General features: G+C 58.4%; 15 protein-coding genes and 1 riboswitch. All 15 genes read right to left on the reverse strand.

Annotation, left to right across the window (positions count from 1 at the left end; genetic code table 11):
• Positions 1 to 5: 5 nt before the first annotated feature.
• The 15 genes from cobM to cobO all read right to left on the reverse strand — a co-directional run bounded on the left by cobM (position 6) and on the right by cobO (position 16296).
• Positions 6 to 830 (reverse strand): precorrin-4 C(11)-methyltransferase, encoded by an 825-nt coding sequence (cobM, locus tag VAE55_RS01910; protein WP_322814138.1) that lies wholly within the window; start codon positions 828 to 830, stop codon positions 6 to 8.
• Positions 827 to 1555: a precorrin-2 C(20)-methyltransferase gene (cobI, locus tag VAE55_RS01915; protein ID WP_322814139.1), complete on the reverse strand. Its 729-nt coding sequence runs from the start codon at positions 1553 to 1555 to the stop codon at positions 827 to 829. Before cobI ends, cobM begins: the two co-directional genes overlap by 4 nt.
• The gene (gene cbiE, locus VAE55_RS01920; protein WP_322814140.1) at positions 1548 to 2768 is read right to left on the reverse strand and encodes a precorrin-6y C5,15-methyltransferase (decarboxylating) subunit CbiE; all 1221 of its coding nucleotides are present in this window, start codon (positions 2766 to 2768) and stop codon (positions 1548 to 1550) included. Before cbiE ends, cobI begins: the two co-directional genes overlap by 8 nt.
• Entirely contained in the window at positions 2765 to 3997 is a 1233-nt protein-coding gene (locus tag VAE55_RS01925) for a cobalt-precorrin-5B (C(1))-methyltransferase (protein WP_322814141.1), read from the reverse strand. Before VAE55_RS01925 ends, cbiE begins: the two co-directional genes overlap by 4 nt.
• 12 nt (positions 3998 to 4009) lie before the next feature.
• A complete protein-coding gene (locus VAE55_RS01930) occupies positions 4010 to 4672 on the reverse strand; it encodes a precorrin-8X methylmutase (protein WP_322814142.1) in 663 nt (220 codons plus the stop codon).
• The gene (locus VAE55_RS01935) at positions 4669 to 5193 is read right to left on the reverse strand and encodes an NAD(P)H-dependent oxidoreductase (RefSeq protein WP_322814143.1); all 525 of its coding nucleotides are present in this window, start codon (positions 5191 to 5193) and stop codon (positions 4669 to 4671) included. The genes VAE55_RS01930 and VAE55_RS01935 overlap by 4 nt, the downstream gene beginning before the upstream one ends.
• Entirely contained in the window at positions 5181 to 6584 is a 1404-nt protein-coding gene (locus VAE55_RS01940; protein ID WP_322814144.1) for a sirohydrochlorin chelatase, read from the reverse strand. Before VAE55_RS01940 ends, VAE55_RS01935 begins: the two co-directional genes overlap by 13 nt.
• Before the next feature lie 223 nt (positions 6585 to 6807).
• Entirely contained in the window at positions 6808 to 7773 is a 966-nt protein-coding gene (gene cbiB / locus VAE55_RS01945; RefSeq protein ID WP_322814145.1) for an adenosylcobinamide-phosphate synthase CbiB, read from the reverse strand.
• Positions 7763 to 8506: an ABC transporter ATP-binding protein gene (locus tag VAE55_RS01950; protein WP_322814146.1), complete on the reverse strand. Its 744-nt coding sequence runs from the start codon at positions 8504 to 8506 to the stop codon at positions 7763 to 7765. Before VAE55_RS01950 ends, cbiB begins: the two co-directional genes overlap by 11 nt.
• The gene (cbiQ, locus tag VAE55_RS01955) at positions 8503 to 9267 is read right to left on the reverse strand and encodes a cobalt ECF transporter T component CbiQ (RefSeq protein WP_322814147.1); all 765 of its coding nucleotides are present in this window, start codon (positions 9265 to 9267) and stop codon (positions 8503 to 8505) included. The genes VAE55_RS01950 and cbiQ overlap by 4 nt, the downstream gene beginning before the upstream one ends.
• Before the next feature lies 1 nt (position 9268).
• On the reverse strand, positions 9269 to 9571 hold the full coding sequence (locus tag VAE55_RS01960) for an energy-coupling factor ABC transporter substrate-binding protein (protein ID WP_416181159.1): 303 nt from the start codon (positions 9569 to 9571) through the stop codon (positions 9269 to 9271).
• A complete protein-coding gene (locus VAE55_RS01965; RefSeq protein ID WP_322814148.1) occupies positions 9568 to 10308 on the reverse strand; it encodes an energy-coupling factor ABC transporter permease in 741 nt (246 codons plus the stop codon). Before VAE55_RS01965 ends, VAE55_RS01960 begins: the two co-directional genes overlap by 4 nt.
• 19 nt (positions 10309 to 10327) lie before the next feature.
• Positions 10328 to 11383 carry a nicotinate-nucleotide--dimethylbenzimidazole phosphoribosyltransferase gene (gene cobT, locus VAE55_RS01970; protein ID WP_322814149.1) on the reverse strand — a complete coding sequence of 352 codons (1056 nt, stop codon included), beginning with the start codon at positions 11381 to 11383 and terminating at the stop codon, positions 10328 to 10330.
• 29 nt (positions 11384 to 11412) lie between these two features.
• Entirely contained in the window at positions 11413 to 15675 is a 4263-nt protein-coding gene (gene cobN, locus VAE55_RS01975; protein WP_322814150.1) for a cobaltochelatase subunit CobN, read from the reverse strand.
• Positions 15676 to 15687: 12 nt separating this feature from the next.
• Positions 15688 to 16296 (reverse strand): cob(I)yrinic acid a,c-diamide adenosyltransferase, encoded by a 609-nt coding sequence (gene cobO / locus VAE55_RS01980; protein ID WP_322814151.1) that lies wholly within the window; start codon positions 16294 to 16296, stop codon positions 15688 to 15690.
• A 124-nt stretch (positions 16297 to 16420) separates the two neighbouring features.
• Positions 16421 to 16566: riboswitch (cobalamin riboswitch) on the reverse strand.
• Between the last annotated feature and the right edge of the window lie 288 nt (positions 16567 to 16854).

Below are 16854 nucleotides of genomic sequence, written 5' to 3' on the forward strand. Positions count from 1 at the left end.
GACTGTTATGCCTCTGCCGACTCATCAGCCGGTTCACGGCGGCGGCGCAACCGGTGACTGTAGGTTGGATCATAGAGCCGGCTGGTTGGCCGGTCGGTACGCTTGTTGGCCGGATCAAGAGTAGGGCTAACCAGGATCAACGCCTGCCGGGTAAAGCCGGCAGCTTTCACCTTTTCGGCGATGTCGCCCAATGTGCCGTGAATGAGCACCTCGTCGGGCCAGGTGAGGCGGTAGGCGACAACGACCGGTGTGTCCGGCGTGTAGATGCCACCGGCCAGCAGATCACGCACGACCTGTTGCATCCGGGTAATGCCGAGATAGATGGCCAGTGATGCGCCGTGGGCCGCCAGTCGGCTCAGTTGTTCGTGTTCGGGGAGCGGTGTGCGTCCGGCGGGTCGGGTCAGGATGATGGTCTGCACCAGTTCGGGAACCGTCAGCTCAACCCCCAGGCGGGCGGCGAGCGCAAATGCAGCAGTCACGCCTGGTACAATCTCGTAGGGCACTCCGGCTTCATCGAGGGCAGCCATCTGTTCGTGGATGGCGCCGTAGAGTGCCGGATCGCCACTATGCAGCCGCACAACGACCTGGCCGGCTCGCGCTGCCTCGCACATCAGACGCACGATCTGGGCGAGGTGCATCTCAACCGAACCGAGGATACGGGCATCGGCGCGGGCATAGGCTGCCGGTAAGGCCGCATCAACCAGACTATCGGCGTAGAGAATGAGATCGGCCTGGGCCAGCAGATCACGGCCACGCACAGTGATCAAATCAGGTGCACCGGGGCCGGCGCCCACGAAATAGACAGTTCCTGGAATGGCAGGATAGGTCATAGCAGCTCTCCGCGACGAACAATCACGAGTGACAGATACGGACGATGGCGCAGGTCGAGTGTGCGCAGATCACGAGTGATAAATTCACCGGCTAAGCCAACCCGTTCGGCGTAAAGGGCGTGATCGATCAGGTTGAGCTGGTGGAGGGTCTCGACAATAGCCGGCAATGCTGTACCTGCTTTCATCAAAACGACGGTGGCGAAATCATCGAGCAGTCGTTGCAGGGTGGCGGTGTCAGTTTCATAGCTGGCCGGTACCACGATCAGGCGCTCATCGGCCATGGCGAGCGGGATGCCAGCGGCGGCAGCGGCAGCGGCAAATGAGGTGATGCCAGGGATGATGCCGATCGTGAGCTCTGGCGCCGCAGCACGCAGCTCGCGCCAGAGGTAGACGAACGTGCCGTAGAGCAGGGGATCGCCGAGCAATAGGTAGACACCGCGGCGGTGCTGGCTGAGTTCCTGCCGCATCACGACCGCAGCGGCCTGCCACGCCGAGCGTAACTGGCCGGAGTCGCGGGTCATGGGCAGGGGGAGCGTGACAATGCGCTGTCGAGACTGATCGATCCAGCGGGTGGCAATCTGGAGCGCAATACTGGCATCGCCATCACGACTCTGCGGCGCAAAGATTACATCAGCCGCCTGAATAGCATGCATCCCCTTAACAGTAATCAGTTCGGGATCGCCGGGTCCAAGCCCGACCGCGATCAGTTCTGGTGTATCAGTCATGGTGTTCCTCATTCTGCCAGACCACAATGTACACTGGGTTGAGTGCGGCAAAGCGTAGATCGGATTGGATGGGCGTGCCGCGATTGACTTGAATCTGGGTAACTCGTGCGGTGGGCAACAGCTGCACCGCCTCGGCGAGATGGCCGGTCATAATCAGGTTAAGCACCAGCCTGCCACCGGGTCGTAATCGGTGGCGGGCCAAAGCCACGATTTCGGCAAGGCGCCCGCCACTACCACCGACAAAGATGGCGTGCGGGTCGGGCAAGTCATGGCAGGCGGCCGGTGCTTCTCCGTGCGTGATGTGCAGATTGGGCGCCGGAAAGCGCGCCAGATTGGTCTGGATATGACCGATAAAGGTGGTACGCCGCTCGACCGCATAAACTTGCGCGGTTGGGCAGGCGCGCGCAGCTTCAATAGCGACTGCACCGCTACCGGCACCGATGTCCCACATCACCTCACCCGGTTGCAAAGCCAGTTCAGCCAGGCTCAGCAGACGTACTTCGCGCTTGGTCAGTTGGCCGGCTTCTGTGCTGAAGGCTTCATCGATAAGGCCGGGTGGGAATGGTCGGCGGGGATGGTCGTTCCAGACGATCAAGACATTTAGAGGGTCAAAGATCGCCTCTGCAATGTCGGTGAGAGTGGCCCGGACGACTCGCTGTTTCGTACCGCCGAGCTGTTCACAGACGGCGCAGCGGCTATCTGGCGCCAGACCAGCGGCGATAAGTGCCTGTGCAATGACGGCTGGGGTCTGGTGGTGATCGGTGAGGATCGCCGCTTTAGACGCGGTGAGCACAGCAGGAATGATGGCTGCTAACGGGCGTCCGTGTGCGCTGAGTAAGACCGCATCGTGCCACGGTTCGGCCACTGCCGCAAATGCGAGTTGCGCCGAGGTTGGTGCCGGCACGATTTCCAGCGCGTCTGGAGGAAACACGCGGCGCAAGCTGCTGCCGATGCCGTACCAGAGTGGATCACCCGAGGCCAGCACCACTGCCACCTCGCCGTTTTGCCACGCTGCGTGTAGACGGGTCAGCGCCGGTTCCACACTCGCCTCTATCGCTAACCGTTCGCCGGTAAAGTCGGGAAACGCTGCCAGGTGCCGTCGCCCTCCCACCAGCAGATCGGCGTGGAGTATGCGCTCGATCAGCGCGGGAGGCAAGTCGTCGCTACCGGCAGCCGTCAATCCAACTACAAGAATAGGAGTACGTCGACTCATGCATCCTCCACCGGCTCATCAGTTTCAGACAACGGCTCGTTGGGTAGACGCTCAATCAGCGGCGCCGGCAGTGACGCCGGTATGGTATGCGTCGGCGCTGTAGCTGCTGCCCGTGCCAGTACCCGGCCGTCGAAATCGACCAGAATGGCCTCGAAGTCCATCGCACCGCCCTGATCGGCGATGAAGCTCAGGCATTGATCGCGGGCCAGTTCGACGATCCGTTGTAGCGGTGCTAGTTGGCCATACTCCTGGCAGAGTTCGAGAAAGTGGCGACCGGTGTTGGCCTGAGCGATCGTCTGCACAAATGACTCTGGCGCACCGACATCACGGCATATCTGGGCCAGGAAGGCGAAATCAACCTGATTGCCCGCTACGTGAGTCTGCATACACCCCTGCGCTGTTTTGATCATCTTGCCGATCATACCGACGAAGACCGCAGCCGGTACGCCGTGCGTGACGCAGGTCTTGAGAGCATCACCGGTAAAGACACTCAATTCGACAAACGCAAGCTCTGGTAATTCAGGAAAGAGTTGCATGGCAAACTTTTCTGATCGACCGCCGGTACATAAAACAATTTTGGGAACGGCGTTGCGGGCAGCCATCTCAACCGCCTGAATAACACTTGCTCGCCAGGCGGCAGTGCTGTACGGAAAGACTTTACCGGTTGTGCCGAGGATACTGATCCCACCGATAATACCGAGGCGCGGATTGAGGGTCTTCTGCGCGATCCGTTCACCATCAGGCACACTGATGACGACCTCAAGTCCCAGGCGTTCCAGAAAGGCTTCGCCACTGGGAGCATATTCGTGCACAGCGTCAAGCACGTTCGCTGTGATCTGTTGACGTGGTACCGGATTGATGGCCGGCCCACCAACTGGTAAGCCGAGACCAGGCAAGGTGACTCGCCCAACACCTTCGCCACCATCCAGGTGGATTCCCGGTATTTCCACAATGCGCACCGACGCACAAATCAGTGCACCGTGCGTCACATCAGGATCGTCGCCGGCATCTTTTACCATGCAGCAGTACGCCTGTTTGGTATCGAGGCGAGTGATCGCCGGCGTCATGGTGGCAGTCTCGCCAATTGGCAATGTGATCGTGACCTGATCCGGCCACTGACCGCTTAGCAGCGCAATGGTGGCTGCCTTGGCTGCTGCCGCTGCATTGCTGCCGGTGGTGTAACCGGTACGCGATCCTCGTTTGTTGCGTGGCGGAACCATATCGGCCATAGTTGATCTCCGTTATGCGCTGTTGTCTTCACCGGTTGCCAGCCGGAGCAGGGCATTCACGGTGGCTGTGGCAACCGGAGAGCCACCTTTGCGTCCCATGGTCACAATCCAGGCTACATCGGTGCGGTTCATCAGCGCGGCTTTACTTTCAACAGTGTTAACAAAGCCGACCGGCATGCCAATCACGATAGCCGGGTGGGCACCCCGGTCAATAAGACTGATCAATTCAAACAGGGCTGTCGGTGCATTGCCAATCGCTACTAGTGCGCCGTTCAGATACCTCTGCTCGTGCGCCCAGCGCATGGCGGCGGCACTACGGGTGAGGCCGGTGGCCGCAGCCAGTTCCAACACCGGCTTACTATCGTTGAAGCAGGCTACACTGCCGCCAAAGTGTTGCAGGCGTCGTTGATCAATGCCTGCACGAACCATCTGGACATCGGTGATGACTAGACATCCACGCCGGAGAGCGTTGATCCCCTCCTCTACCGCACCGGCACTGGCTCTGGTCAGTTCAGCAAACTCGAAATCGGCAGTTGTGTGAATAATGCGCTCAACAATTGCCGCAAGTGGCTGCGGGATGATAAGGTTACGCGCCTGTAATTCGGCCCGAATGATCGCAAATGAACGGGCGGTAATGTCGGCTCCTGCTGATACCAATGGCGATTGGTCGTTCATGATGCTGCTCCCCGGCGTAACTGAAGGGCAAGTTCAGCAACCCGTCGCCCCAATGCCTTGGCCTGGATCAGATCGGCTTCGGTAATGGTGCCAACAGCGGTTGCTCCGTAGTACGAGCCGGCCTGTTCCATCAGCGGACTCCACGGTAAGCCAACGATGATCATGCCGCTGCCCAACATCCAGTGCAGCACCGAAAGCAGCGTAAACTCGGTACCTGAATGGCGCCCGGCACTACTGGTGAAGGCTGCCCCCACTTTTCCGGCCAGGCTGCCCTCTTCCCACAGATCGCCGGTCGTATCAAGCCAGCGCTTGAGGGTGCCCTTGATGCCAGTCCAATTGGGTGTGCCGATAATGATCCCATCAGCCTCTAGCAAATCGGCTTTCGTCGCGTGATGGGGCAGACTGATCTTAACCGTGACACCGCCAACGCTGGCGGCACCCTCACCAATCGCCTGCGCCAACTGGGTCACGTGCTCACCATGATCGTGCAAGATGAAGATACGGCAGGTTAGCGTTGACATCGCTGTATATGCTCCTTCCAGTAGTGATAGGTTTTGGCAACTGCCGTGACCACATTTTTGATCTCTCCCTCCAGTCGAAAATGCGGCCCCGCCGGTAAGAGTAGCGTGCGGTCTTCGCGACGGACACTGATATTTTCCACGATAATTGCTCGCAGGAGCCAGATTGCCATCTCTTCACTTTCACAGACCAGACCGATCCAGCCAGTGGCGGTGTCGGTCGTTACCGATAAATCGGTGACCATCGTTAGTGCCCGCCGGAGTTCGGCAATGACGCGGGCGTAGCCTGCCGGGTCGGTCTGGATCGTTGCCGGATCAACCGGTTCAAGCAGTGTTCCCCGGTGGGGTGGGCCACCGGCCAGGGCCAGCTCGCAGAAGGGATTTTCAGGATCGTCGCCTCCCCAGATGCGATCCCACGCGACCTGCCCATGTTCGTCGAAGACAAGCGGGGCGGCAGTCATCGGCGCTGCACTCACTGCCCGGCCACCACGGTAGCGGGGCGGGAGGATGTTTGTCATACTGCCAGATGCTTCGCCGCGTAAGCCGTGTTCGTGATCGCTGATTTGTGGTCGACCGAAATCGTTGACAAAACCCGGAAAGAGCCGTCGATATTTACAAACGTCACAGTTGACCACCGACTGACCATTCATGGCTTCCTGAATCCGTTGCATGATGGCGGTGAGGACTCCTTCGTGCAGACCAAGGTGTTCGGTTACAACGAAGTCGTGATCTGGATATGTTCGGCGTGCCACAGCAACTTGGGCAACGATCCGTTGCAGAATGCGCCCGGTGAAGAGCAGATACGGGATCACGATAATGCGACGCGCACCCAGCGCAATGCAGGCATCAAGCGTTTGTGGCACTCGCGGTGTGGTAATGCTGTAGAAGCCATAGGTGACGTGAGCATAGCCTCGACCCTCCCACAGCAAACGTGCCATACGGGCAACATCGGCGTTACTGTCGGGGTCACTGCTGCCACGCCCGATCACGGCCAAGGCGGTTTCGGCACGCGGTACAGGTGGGGCAGCTGCTTCTGCCGTCGCCAGACGGTCGGCCAGTGCTTTGAGCAGTGAATACTGCACACCGAGTGGCGTTCCGTATTGAATGATAAGTTCTGGCCAGCGTAGGCGCACCTGTTGGATCGCAACGGGAATATCATTTTTCTGATGGCCGGCTGCGCCGAGGAGGAGCGGTATCGCAATCAGGTGTTGATACCCGGCACGTGCGCACTCGTCAATCGCCTGCCCAATCGGCGGATCGGCCAGTTCGAGAAAGCATGGCTGCACCGGGAGATCGAGCCGCTCTTGCAGCATGCTGGCCAGTTGGCGATACTCGGCCAAACCATCACTGTCATCAGTGCCGTGCCCGATCAGTAAGATTGCTGTTCTGGTCATCGTCGTGGTCTCCGTTCATGACGCTGTAGATGGTGTACACGCCGGCTGGCTTCCTTCCTCCCCTCACCCCCCAGCCTCCGCTCCGCTTCTGTCGGGGGAGTGGTGACAGGCGTGCTCCGTATGCATCCCGCCCCCCTTTCTAACCTCGCCCCGCTGGGGGGAGGAATTGAAGCTGATTCCCCCGCTGGGGGGAGGAATTGTGGGTAAGATTGCCCTCATCCCGTCACCCCCTTAGCGTGGCATCTGGGTGCAGAGGCGCAACACGCCGTACCCCTGCACCGGCAAGTATGCCGATCCACAGTCCACTCACCACAATCGTCATTGCCACCTGCACGATACGGCGCGCTCGCCCAATCATCGCCGCATCAGGAATACAGCTCCCATCACCGAGGGCGTAATGATCGCGTTTGGTGAGGACGGTATCCAGTGCACCAGCCATGGCAGCCATTGGCCAGCCGGCATTTGGCGAAGCGGTGTGCCGGGCGTCACGCAGAGCGGTTTGCCAGGCGTGCCATCCCCGTCTGTTGATCAGGTGTGTAGCCAGCGCAATCATCAGTGCGGTCATGCGGGCCGGTAGCAGGTTGAAGGCATCGTCGCAGCGGGCAGCAATTTTGCCCAGATACTCGTAGCGCTCTGTGCGATACCCCCACATCGCGTCGGCAGTGTTGGTCAGACGGTAGACGGCCAGGGCAGGTAGACCACCAACTAGAAAAGCCAGCAGAGGAGCGATGATGCTGTCACTCAGATTTTCGGCCAGCGACTCGATGGCTGCACCGGCTACTTCAGCCGCACTAAGGTCGGCGGTTGGTCGACTGACGAGGTGCCAGCCCAGCAGACGACGCGCTTCTGCAAGATTGCCCGTTCGCAACGCCTGTTCCACCCCGGCAACTGCTCGATCAAGTCCCCGGTAGGCCAGCAGCAGGGAAACGCATGCCCCCTGCACTAGCAGATGACGCGGCAGGCGGGAAGCTACTCTCCCCACCAGCCACCAGCCCCCGTATAGCCACCCACCCCCCCAGGCCAGGCGGGCTAACGGTGTCGCTGGGGCTAATCGTTCCCCCAATCGGAGCCAGTGCCCCATCAGGCTCACCGGATGAAGCTGGTTGGGCGGGTCTCCCAGGGCGTAGTCGAGCACCAGGGCCAGGAGGGCAATCGCGCAACGCCGACGTATCTCTTCATCAATCATCATGCCAGTCCTCTGGTGGTGCAATCAGGCGACGCAGGGTCTCATCAGCAAATACATGCGCTGGCGTTCCCACGGCTGCCACGCTGCCCACATCCAGAACTATCACCAGATCGGCCCAGCGACGGACAAGCGCCAGATCGTGGGTCGCCAGTACGACCGTCTTGCCCTGCGCAGCCAGTCGATCAAATACCTGTACGATCTGTTGTCGTGCCCAGCGATCTAGTCCTGATGTTGCCTCATCAACCAGCAGATACTGTGGTCGCATGGCCAATACGCCGGCAAGTGCCACTCGTGCTTTCTGCCCACCACTCAACGCATGGGTGGGTCGGTCGAGCAGATCGCTCACATCACACAACGCAGCCGCTTCGTGGACGGCGCACCGGGCTTCGGCAGGGCTAAGACCAAGATTGAGTGGCCCAAAACTGATGTCTTGCCAGACACTGGCACTAAAGAGTTGTTCATCAGGTGATTGCATAACCAGGCCAACGTGTTGGCGCAGGTGCCGCAATCCCGAACGTGAGTAGCTGATCGGAGTGTCACCCAAGCGAATCTGCCCTTCTTGCGGACGCAAGATGCCGGCGGCCAATAAAAGCAGCGTACTCTTGCCGGCACCGTTGCGTCCAAGAATAGCAATCCGCTGACCGGGTTCAATGGAGAGCGATACCCGGTGCAGTGCCGGTATCGGATTACCGGTGAAACGATACGATACCGCTGCAAACGTCAGCGCTGCGGTCATACCCACCACCTTGCCAGCAAGAGGCTAACGAAGATCAGGATACCGATCAGCCAGAGGGTTTGTTCAGTCCGGTACGATAGTGGTAGTACGCGCATATCACCATCGAAGCCACGCCCGATCAGGGCTTGTTCAAGCGCCTGACTCCGTTGATAGGCGATGACAAACAAGCGACTACCGATCAGCGCTGAACTGCGCAGTGTTGACTGCCACGAGGTATAGCCAAGGCGTGCGGTTTGCGCAGTGACCATCTGTTCAAGAGTGTCGAGGAGCACAAAAATCGCCCGATAACTCAGCATCATGACCTCAACCAGGAGTACCGGGACACGCAACCGATGCATTAGCTCGATCAGATCAACAAGCGGTGTTGTTAAGACCAGAAAGTTGAGGGCGGCGGTACACCCCAGTGCCCGACTAAACACCTGGAGTGCGAGAGGGAGCGATGCGTGATGAAAGCCTATCCACAGCGGACCCAACCGGAGTGCCGCTTCTGATGCTTCAAAACCGATGCTCACCGCGATACTGACAACCGAGAGGATGAGAAAGACGCCCTCGGTTGTCAGTACAGCAATCACCACGTGCAATGGTATTCGCGCATAGCCGACCATGATCCCAACCATCCAGATGGTGGCAATCCATCCGACCACTGGGCGATCCAGCATGAAGCAAAGCAGGATCGTGCTCAGAGCGATCCCGCTCTTCTGCGCCGGATCAACGCCTCGTAGCCGGTTGCTAAATGCATAGCGATCAATAACCCGTAGCATGTCACCGATCCGGATGTCGCCGACGGCCATGGTGCCAGCCGAAGAAATAGCCGATGAAACCTGCACCTAACCCGGCCTGCAGCGCAAACAAGAGACTTTCGGTTTCGCTGCCCGGTGGCTCAAACAACGGATTGAACCAAGGTTCGTAGTTGGGGTTGGTTTCCATAACTGCTACCTCGGCAGCGGCATCGGCGCCACCAAACTCCGTATCGCGGATCAGCAAGATCGGTGTGATTGCGAGACCGATGACAATCAGCCAGAGCACGATCATCACTGACCATGGCAATGGTCTGGGCGTTATCATGAACGTACCCCTTTCATTTCAAGGGCTTGCAATTCGGATGCAGCCGTTGTTTGCAGTGCATTCATAATCAATACCGTGAGAATGCCTTCGCTTACCGCCAGCGGAATCTGGGTGACGGCAAAGATGGTGCCGAATTTGATGAACGAGGCAACGATCCCGCCCACCGGATCGGGGTGCGCCAGCGCCAGTTGGAGTGCGGTCACGACGTAGGTTGAGAAATTTGCCAGCGCTGCCGCCAGGAATACCGTTAACCAGAATGGAGTGCGCCCACTCAGACCACGCCAGATCAGCCAGGCGACCCACGGTCCAACGACGGCCATGCTAAATGCGTTGGCGCCTAGTGTGGTTAGGCCGCCATGAGCAATTAATAGCGCCTGGAACAATAAAACAATTGAACCGAGCACACTCATCACCCACGGCCCGAACAGGATTGCTCCCAGGCCAGTACCGGTGGGGTGGCTGCTTGATCCGGTAACACTAGGTAACTTAAGTGCGCTAAGCACAAAGGTGAACGCAGCCGCAAAACCGAGCAGTAAGCGCAATTCGGGCTTGTTGTTCACGACAGTGCGCAGGCGCTGAAAGCCGATGATCCAGAACGGGATGACGACGACGAACCAGAAGATCGCCCAGAGAGGCGGTAAGAACCCTTCCATAATGTGCATTGCGTAAACTGGTCGAGCCTCGAATACAATCAAGATGATTGCTCCCAGACTGATCAGAAGCCACCGGTGTTTCATAGCAGTGCTCCTTTCCTCATCAGGCCTTCTCAGACACACCAGCTTCAGCGAAGGTCGCCATTTCGTCCAGAATCTTGCAGGCCGCCTGACAGATCGACATTGCCAACACCGCACCGGTACCCTCACCGAGCCGCATATTGAGGTCGAGTATGGGTTGGAGATCAAGGTGAGAAAAGACCGCAGTATGTCCACGTTCAACCGAACGATGACCGGCAATCATGTAAGCTGTAGCCATTGGTGCCAGCGTTGCCGCGATTAACGCTGCCGCGCCGGCGATGAAGCCGTCGATAACTACCGGCACCCGTCGGGCCGCTGCCCCTAGGATGACGCCGGCAAGACCGCCGATCTCCAGGCCACCCACCTTTGCCAGCACATCAAGTCCGTCGGCGGGATTGGGCTGGTGGCGATGCAAAGCCTGCTCGATGACGGCTATCTTTCGTGCCAGCCTACTGTCATCGATGCCGGTGCCGCGTCCGGTGACCTCACTCACCGGACGGCCGGTAATTGCAGCGACCACTGCACTGGCGGCAGTGGTGTTGGCGATGCCCATCTCGCCGGTCGCCAGCAGATCAACGCCACTGTCGATGGTTTCATTCGCGCAGGCAATCCCAACGGCGATGGCCTGCCGGGCGGTTTCGTGGCTCATTGCCGGTTCCTGGCTGAAATCGGCAGTGCTATACGCCAGCTTGCGACTGACCAGATCGGGATGCGGAGGCAGATCGGTCGCTACGCCAATATCAACGACGATTACCCGTGCTCCGACATGGCGGGCCAGGACGTTGATCGCCGCTCCACCGCGCAGAAAGTTCAAGACCATCTGGGGCGTGACCTCAGCCGGAAATGCACTCACACCCTGGCGGGCTACGCCGTGATCGGCAGCCATCACGATGACTGCCGGATTGGTCAGGCGTGGCCGTTCACGACCGGTAATACCCGCTATGCGGATTGATAGCTCTTCTAGTCGCCCCAGCGATCCGGCCGGTTTGGTGAGCGTGTTTTGCCGACGGCGTGCAGCCGTCGCTGCTCGATCATCGAGAAGGCCGATCTGATTGATGGTGTTTTGGACCAGGTCCATCTTCCTCTCCTTCCTCTACGCTCTGTACCCTACCCTTCGCGATCAATGTCGCGAGGAGCCGAAAACCCTTCACGTAACTCCTCCCCCTGTGCCAGAACCTCGGCGATAGCAGCCTGTGCTTCAGGTGAAGGATTGCGCCACATACTCCGACCGATGGCCTCGTTGAGCCGCTCGGCGATTGCCTGGAGCGCCCACGGATTTACTTCGTGCAACCACTGCTGAATCTCAGAGTCGCGGATGTAATGGGTCGTCACCTGCTCGTACATCCAATCTGCCAGCACTTGGGCTGTCGCGTCATAGCCGAAGAGATAATCGACGGTTGCCGCCAGCTCCAGGCCGCCTTTGTAGCCATGCCGGCGCATGCTGGCTAGCCACTTTGGATTGATTACACGCGCCCGAAAGACACGGCGCACCTCTTCGCGCAGATCGCGCGTGCGCGGGCGAGCCGGATCGCTACTGTCGCCAAAGTAGCGGGCCGGATTACGACCACTGAGAGCACGGATGGCCGCGATCATGCCACCGTGGAACTGAAAGTAGTCATCGCTATCGAAAATGTCATGTTCGCGCGTGTCCTGATTCTTGGTCGCAACTTGGACGGTGCTAAGTGCGGCGGCAAAGGCTGTTTCAGCCGGTACTCCCTGTTCGGTTGCCGTGTACGCATATCCACCCCAGCGCAGATACACCCTGGCTAAATCGGCGTCATTCGTCCAGTTTTGCCCGTCTATTAAGGGCAACATACCCGCTCCATAGCTGCCCGGTGGACTGCCAAAGATGCGATAGCGAGCCTCACGTTGTGCCGTTTCCTGATCGGTACCGCCATGAACCAGCGCCTGCATGGTTAAGCGAGCATGCTTGCGGGGGAAGTTCAGTTCGAGCGGTTCATCGAGGTCGATGACCGTTTGGATCGCCTGATCGAGCAGCTCGATCAGATGCGGGAAGGCATCACGGAAGAAACCGCTAATCCGGCATACAACATCAATACGTGGCCGGCCCAATTCCGTCAGTGGAATGACTTCAAAGCCGATTACCCGACGATTTTCGCGTTGCCAGCGCGGACGTACTCCCAGCAGCGCCATAACCTGCGCCACGTCGTCACCGGCAGTGCGGATCAGGCTGGTACCCCAGATACTAATACCGACGCTTTCCGGCAGCGTACCGTATTCCCGTTGATAGCGACGCAGCAGGTCATTCGCCAATCCCTGCCCGGTCTCCCAGGCTGCCATCGCCGGGACACTCCTCGGATCAAGACTGTAGAAGTTGCGTCCCGTGGGTAAGATGTGCGCCATGCCGCGTGTCGGAGCGCCGCTCGGACCCGGTGGAACGAAGCGCCCGGTCAGCGCCGCCAGCAGATGATCGATCTCGTCAATTGCACTCTGACGTAGGCGGGGGATAATCCAGTCGCAGGCGTATTGGAGTGCTGTCGCAATCGCAGTGGAATCACGACCCGCCGGCATCACTTGATCGATCACTAACGTAATCATCGCCGCCTGCCATTGCTCTGCCTGGAGCCGCTTCAGCAGATCGCGACAGAGCGTTTCGATATGGGCAATTACATCAGCATTCGTCAAAAAGTAATCGTCGCCGTTGCGCCGCTGTCCTGGGGCGTTCTGAAGCGCATGCCAGTCGACACCGAGTGCTGTGGCGACCGACGCCGGCAGAGCCGGTGCGTGCAGGTTGGGCAGACGCAAGAGGTGGTATGCCAGATCGACGAGCTGATCACCCTCTGGCATAGTGCCGAGAATGTGTAAGCCGTCGCGAATCTGTGCTCCGGTTAGCTCACACAAATACCCTTCAATATCCTCAAGCAGATGCGCTACTTCACGTCCTTCCAACTCGGCCAAGACGGTAGGTGTACCATCTTCCAACACACTGCCGTCCCATTCATGACGGTGGTCGCCGTGGTCGGCCTGGAGAATGTAGCGCAAGTCGTCGGCCAGTTGGCTACGTTGTAACACATCCCAGATTTGGCGTTGCAAAAGCGGGAGCTTCGTTGGATCAAGCCGTTCCATACGGTAATACTCATCAACTAGGTGCGCCAGTTCGGCCAAGTCACCATACGCACCGGCACTCGTCATCGGTGGCGTGAGATGGTCGATGATCACCGCATGTGCTCGCCGTTTGGCTTGTGTTCCTTCGCCGGGATCGTTGATGATAAATGGATAGATCAGGGGTATATCGCCCAAGAAAGGATCGGGGAAACAGGTGGCACTCAAGCCAACCCCCTTACCGGGCAACCATTCGAGCGTACCGTGTTTGCCGAGGTGGATGATGGCATCGGCTTGCCACACATCACGCAACCAGCGGTAGAGCGCGTAGTAGTTGTGGGGCGGTGGTAGGTCGGGGCGATGGTAAATGGCGTTTGGATCCATATCGTACCCGCGTGGTGGTTGCAGGGCGACAAAGCAATTACCAAACGCTAGCCCCGCCAGCGCCAGCTCCCCGCGATGAACATACGCCCGACCCGGTGGTAGTCCCCATTGGCGTGTCATGGCCTCTTGTAACGGCAATGGTAATTCGGCAAACCAGCGTTGATAGGTCGCACTGGGAATGCGATGCGCCAGTGCCAACTGCTCAGTCGTCAGCCAGGTCTCGTCGTATGAGCAGCGGGCAATCAGATCTGCAATCAGACGGTTGCCATCTTCTGGCAAACCATCGATGGTGTAGCCAGCATCGTGTAACGCAGCAAACAGACGCATCAATGAGGCAGGTGCATCAAGACCAACTGCATTCCCGATTCGCTGCGCTTTGGCACTGCTGTTAGTCAAGATGATAGCGATCCGCTTCTGGGCGTTCGGTTTGTGCCGAAGTTGGGTCAATCGCCAGACCAGCCCGGCCAGCCGCTCAATTCGTTCAGGGTCAGGCAGCGACCGCGCAGCCGCTTCACCATCCTGCGCCTTAAATGCTATCGGTACGCTGATAATTCGTCCATCAAGCTCCGGCAAGGCGACATTCATCGCGGTATCGAGCGGCCCCAGACCACGCCCGTCCCGTTGCCAGGATTCCCAGCTGCTACTGCTGAGGAGGGCCTGTATCACCGGCACGTCGAGACGGGTAAAGGGATGTGGATCATCATCGCCGAGCGCAAAACTCAGGGTAGAGATGATCACATCTACCGGCCCGGCCTCTTCGATCAACGCCAGCCCAATCGGAACACCTTCCGCATTGATCGCTTTCAGGGATTGGGTATAGACAGCACGTACCCGAAGTCCGCGGGCCTGCAACCCATTGATCAGCGCGTCCACGAATCCGGTATTCCCGCTCAGCAAATGTGCCCGGTAGAAGAGCAGACCGACGACCGGCCCATCATTGGCGGGTGCTATCGTGTTCGCCGTTTGCCTGGCTCTGCCCCGGCGCGATGGTTGAGGTGGGGTGTATATACCGTGGAGTGGTAATTCAACAGGCGGATCGTATCCCCAACCACTGACTAGCAGGTGATCGCTCAGACATTGCAAACCATTGGCGAGATTCACGGCGCCGCCCGCCTGAAAATAGGCACTTACCAGCATGGCCAGAGGCACACCAACCGTCGAGCGAGCCATGAGATCGGGATCAAGCTGCTCAACTGCCGGCAGACAGAGCAGGAATCCATCGGTGGTTGCCGCCCACTGCTGCAAGCGCTCCAAACCATATGTAAACGAAGCTGCACTATGGAGCCGCACCAACACAATGGCTGCTGCCGGCAAATGCTGTTCAAGCAAGCGGTCAATCGCTGCCGGATCGGTTAGGCGGCCAATATGCGCCATGCGTACCGGTGCAAACCCATCGGGAAGTAGTGTCAATGCCTGCTCAAGCGCCAGCAGATCGGTATCTGCCTGACTCAACACGAGAATACCATTACCGGCCACAGTCGGAATCCGTTCGGTGGCAACCATCGGCGCAGTAACACCGTCCCAACTAAAGCCATTAAAGACGTGAGGGATCAATGCCGGCGGCAGGGCTGCTGATTGGCCGGTATTCAGCAGTTCTTCAATGAAATCATACAGGATCGGGATCAATGCCGGATCATTGAGCGAGTGAAACCAGTACGGACGGCCATCAAACAGCAAGAGGGCAACATTCGCCAGCGGGCATGGCCCCAGACACCCGCCCTGACTGAGATGAACCCGATTACGCAGGCGTCGTCGCTCCCATTCTTCGTGGTAGAGATCGGTCAATACCGGAGCAAACCCGCGTTCGGTGTGACCACAACAACACCCGGTTGCACAGACAATCAACATCCCGCGTCGTGCGCCGGCATTTACCATCCGCCCATCAAGGCGCTGCACCATGTTGCGCTTGAGTTGTTCAGCCATCGTTCTGCTCGCTTAATACTCAATACCCGGTTGCGCCCGAATCCCCTGATCACGGAACGGATGCTTTACCTCCCGCATTTCAGTCACCAGGTCAGCGTATTCAATCAGCTCGGCGGGTGCGTAACGACCGGTAATGATCAGGTGTAGCATCGGCGGTTTATTGGTGCGCAGCCATGCCACCACCTCAGTGGCAGGTACCCAGCCGTAGTGCATCACATACGTAAACTCATCGAGCAGAAAGACATCGTAATTGCCACTGATAATCTGCGTCTTAGCGACCTCCCAACCGTGTACTGCTCGCGCCTGCGTCTCATCAAGGTCACGACTCGTCCAGGTAAACCCATCGCCGAGCGGGGTAAGGGTAATTCCCATCCGTTCAAGTGCGCGTAATTCACCGAATTTCGCCTGCTCGTGCTTGATAAACTGCACACCACCGACACGCATATTGCGCCCCCAGGCGCGCAACAAGACACCGAGCGCGGCAGTAGTTTTTCCTTTGCCATTGCCGGTATTAACAATCACCAGGCCCTTCGGTGTATGACTGGCGCGTACCGCTTTACGCCGGGCTTCAGCTTCTGGCGACGAACCTGGCCCAACCGGTGTGGTTGTCTCATCAGACACGGCAGTCTCCTTCTGTTAACATATAAACAAAAACCCCGACCTTCTCGGGTCGGGTAATGAAACGACAACACTGCAAGTACAATGCATGCAGGTCTCGTTCATCCTCCTTGGCTCGAGAAGGGCTGAACGAACAACACATCGCGGCAGGCGTCCTGACTTCCGGCCTGAAACGGCCGGTTACAGTTGCGGCACAGTGCTGGACTTACACCAGCTTCCACCTTTACGCCCTGGCATCCGGGCCAACGGGTCACCGCGACGATCTACGAACTGACAGAGTGCAACAGTGATCTGATTATAGCACAGGTTGAGGCGGGAATATGTGTTGCATTGGAGGTTTTGTTACCAACAACATCTCTGCATATTGGTTGTCCACATCAACGCAGAACCGTAGAAGGGGATGCAACATCCCACATCACTCTTTAACCATACAACCAGAGAATGTTCATACTCGTGCAGAAGTGTCACTACGGTTTGTAGTTTGAACTAGAACTTATTTCATAAAAAGTTGTACTGTCGCGCTCGAATAACCATCTCCGGTGCCATCACGCGCTGGATTGG

This window comes from Chloroflexus sp. (assembly GCF_034432675.1).
Classification (GTDB): Bacteria; Chloroflexota; Chloroflexia; order Chloroflexales; family Chloroflexaceae; genus Chloroflexus.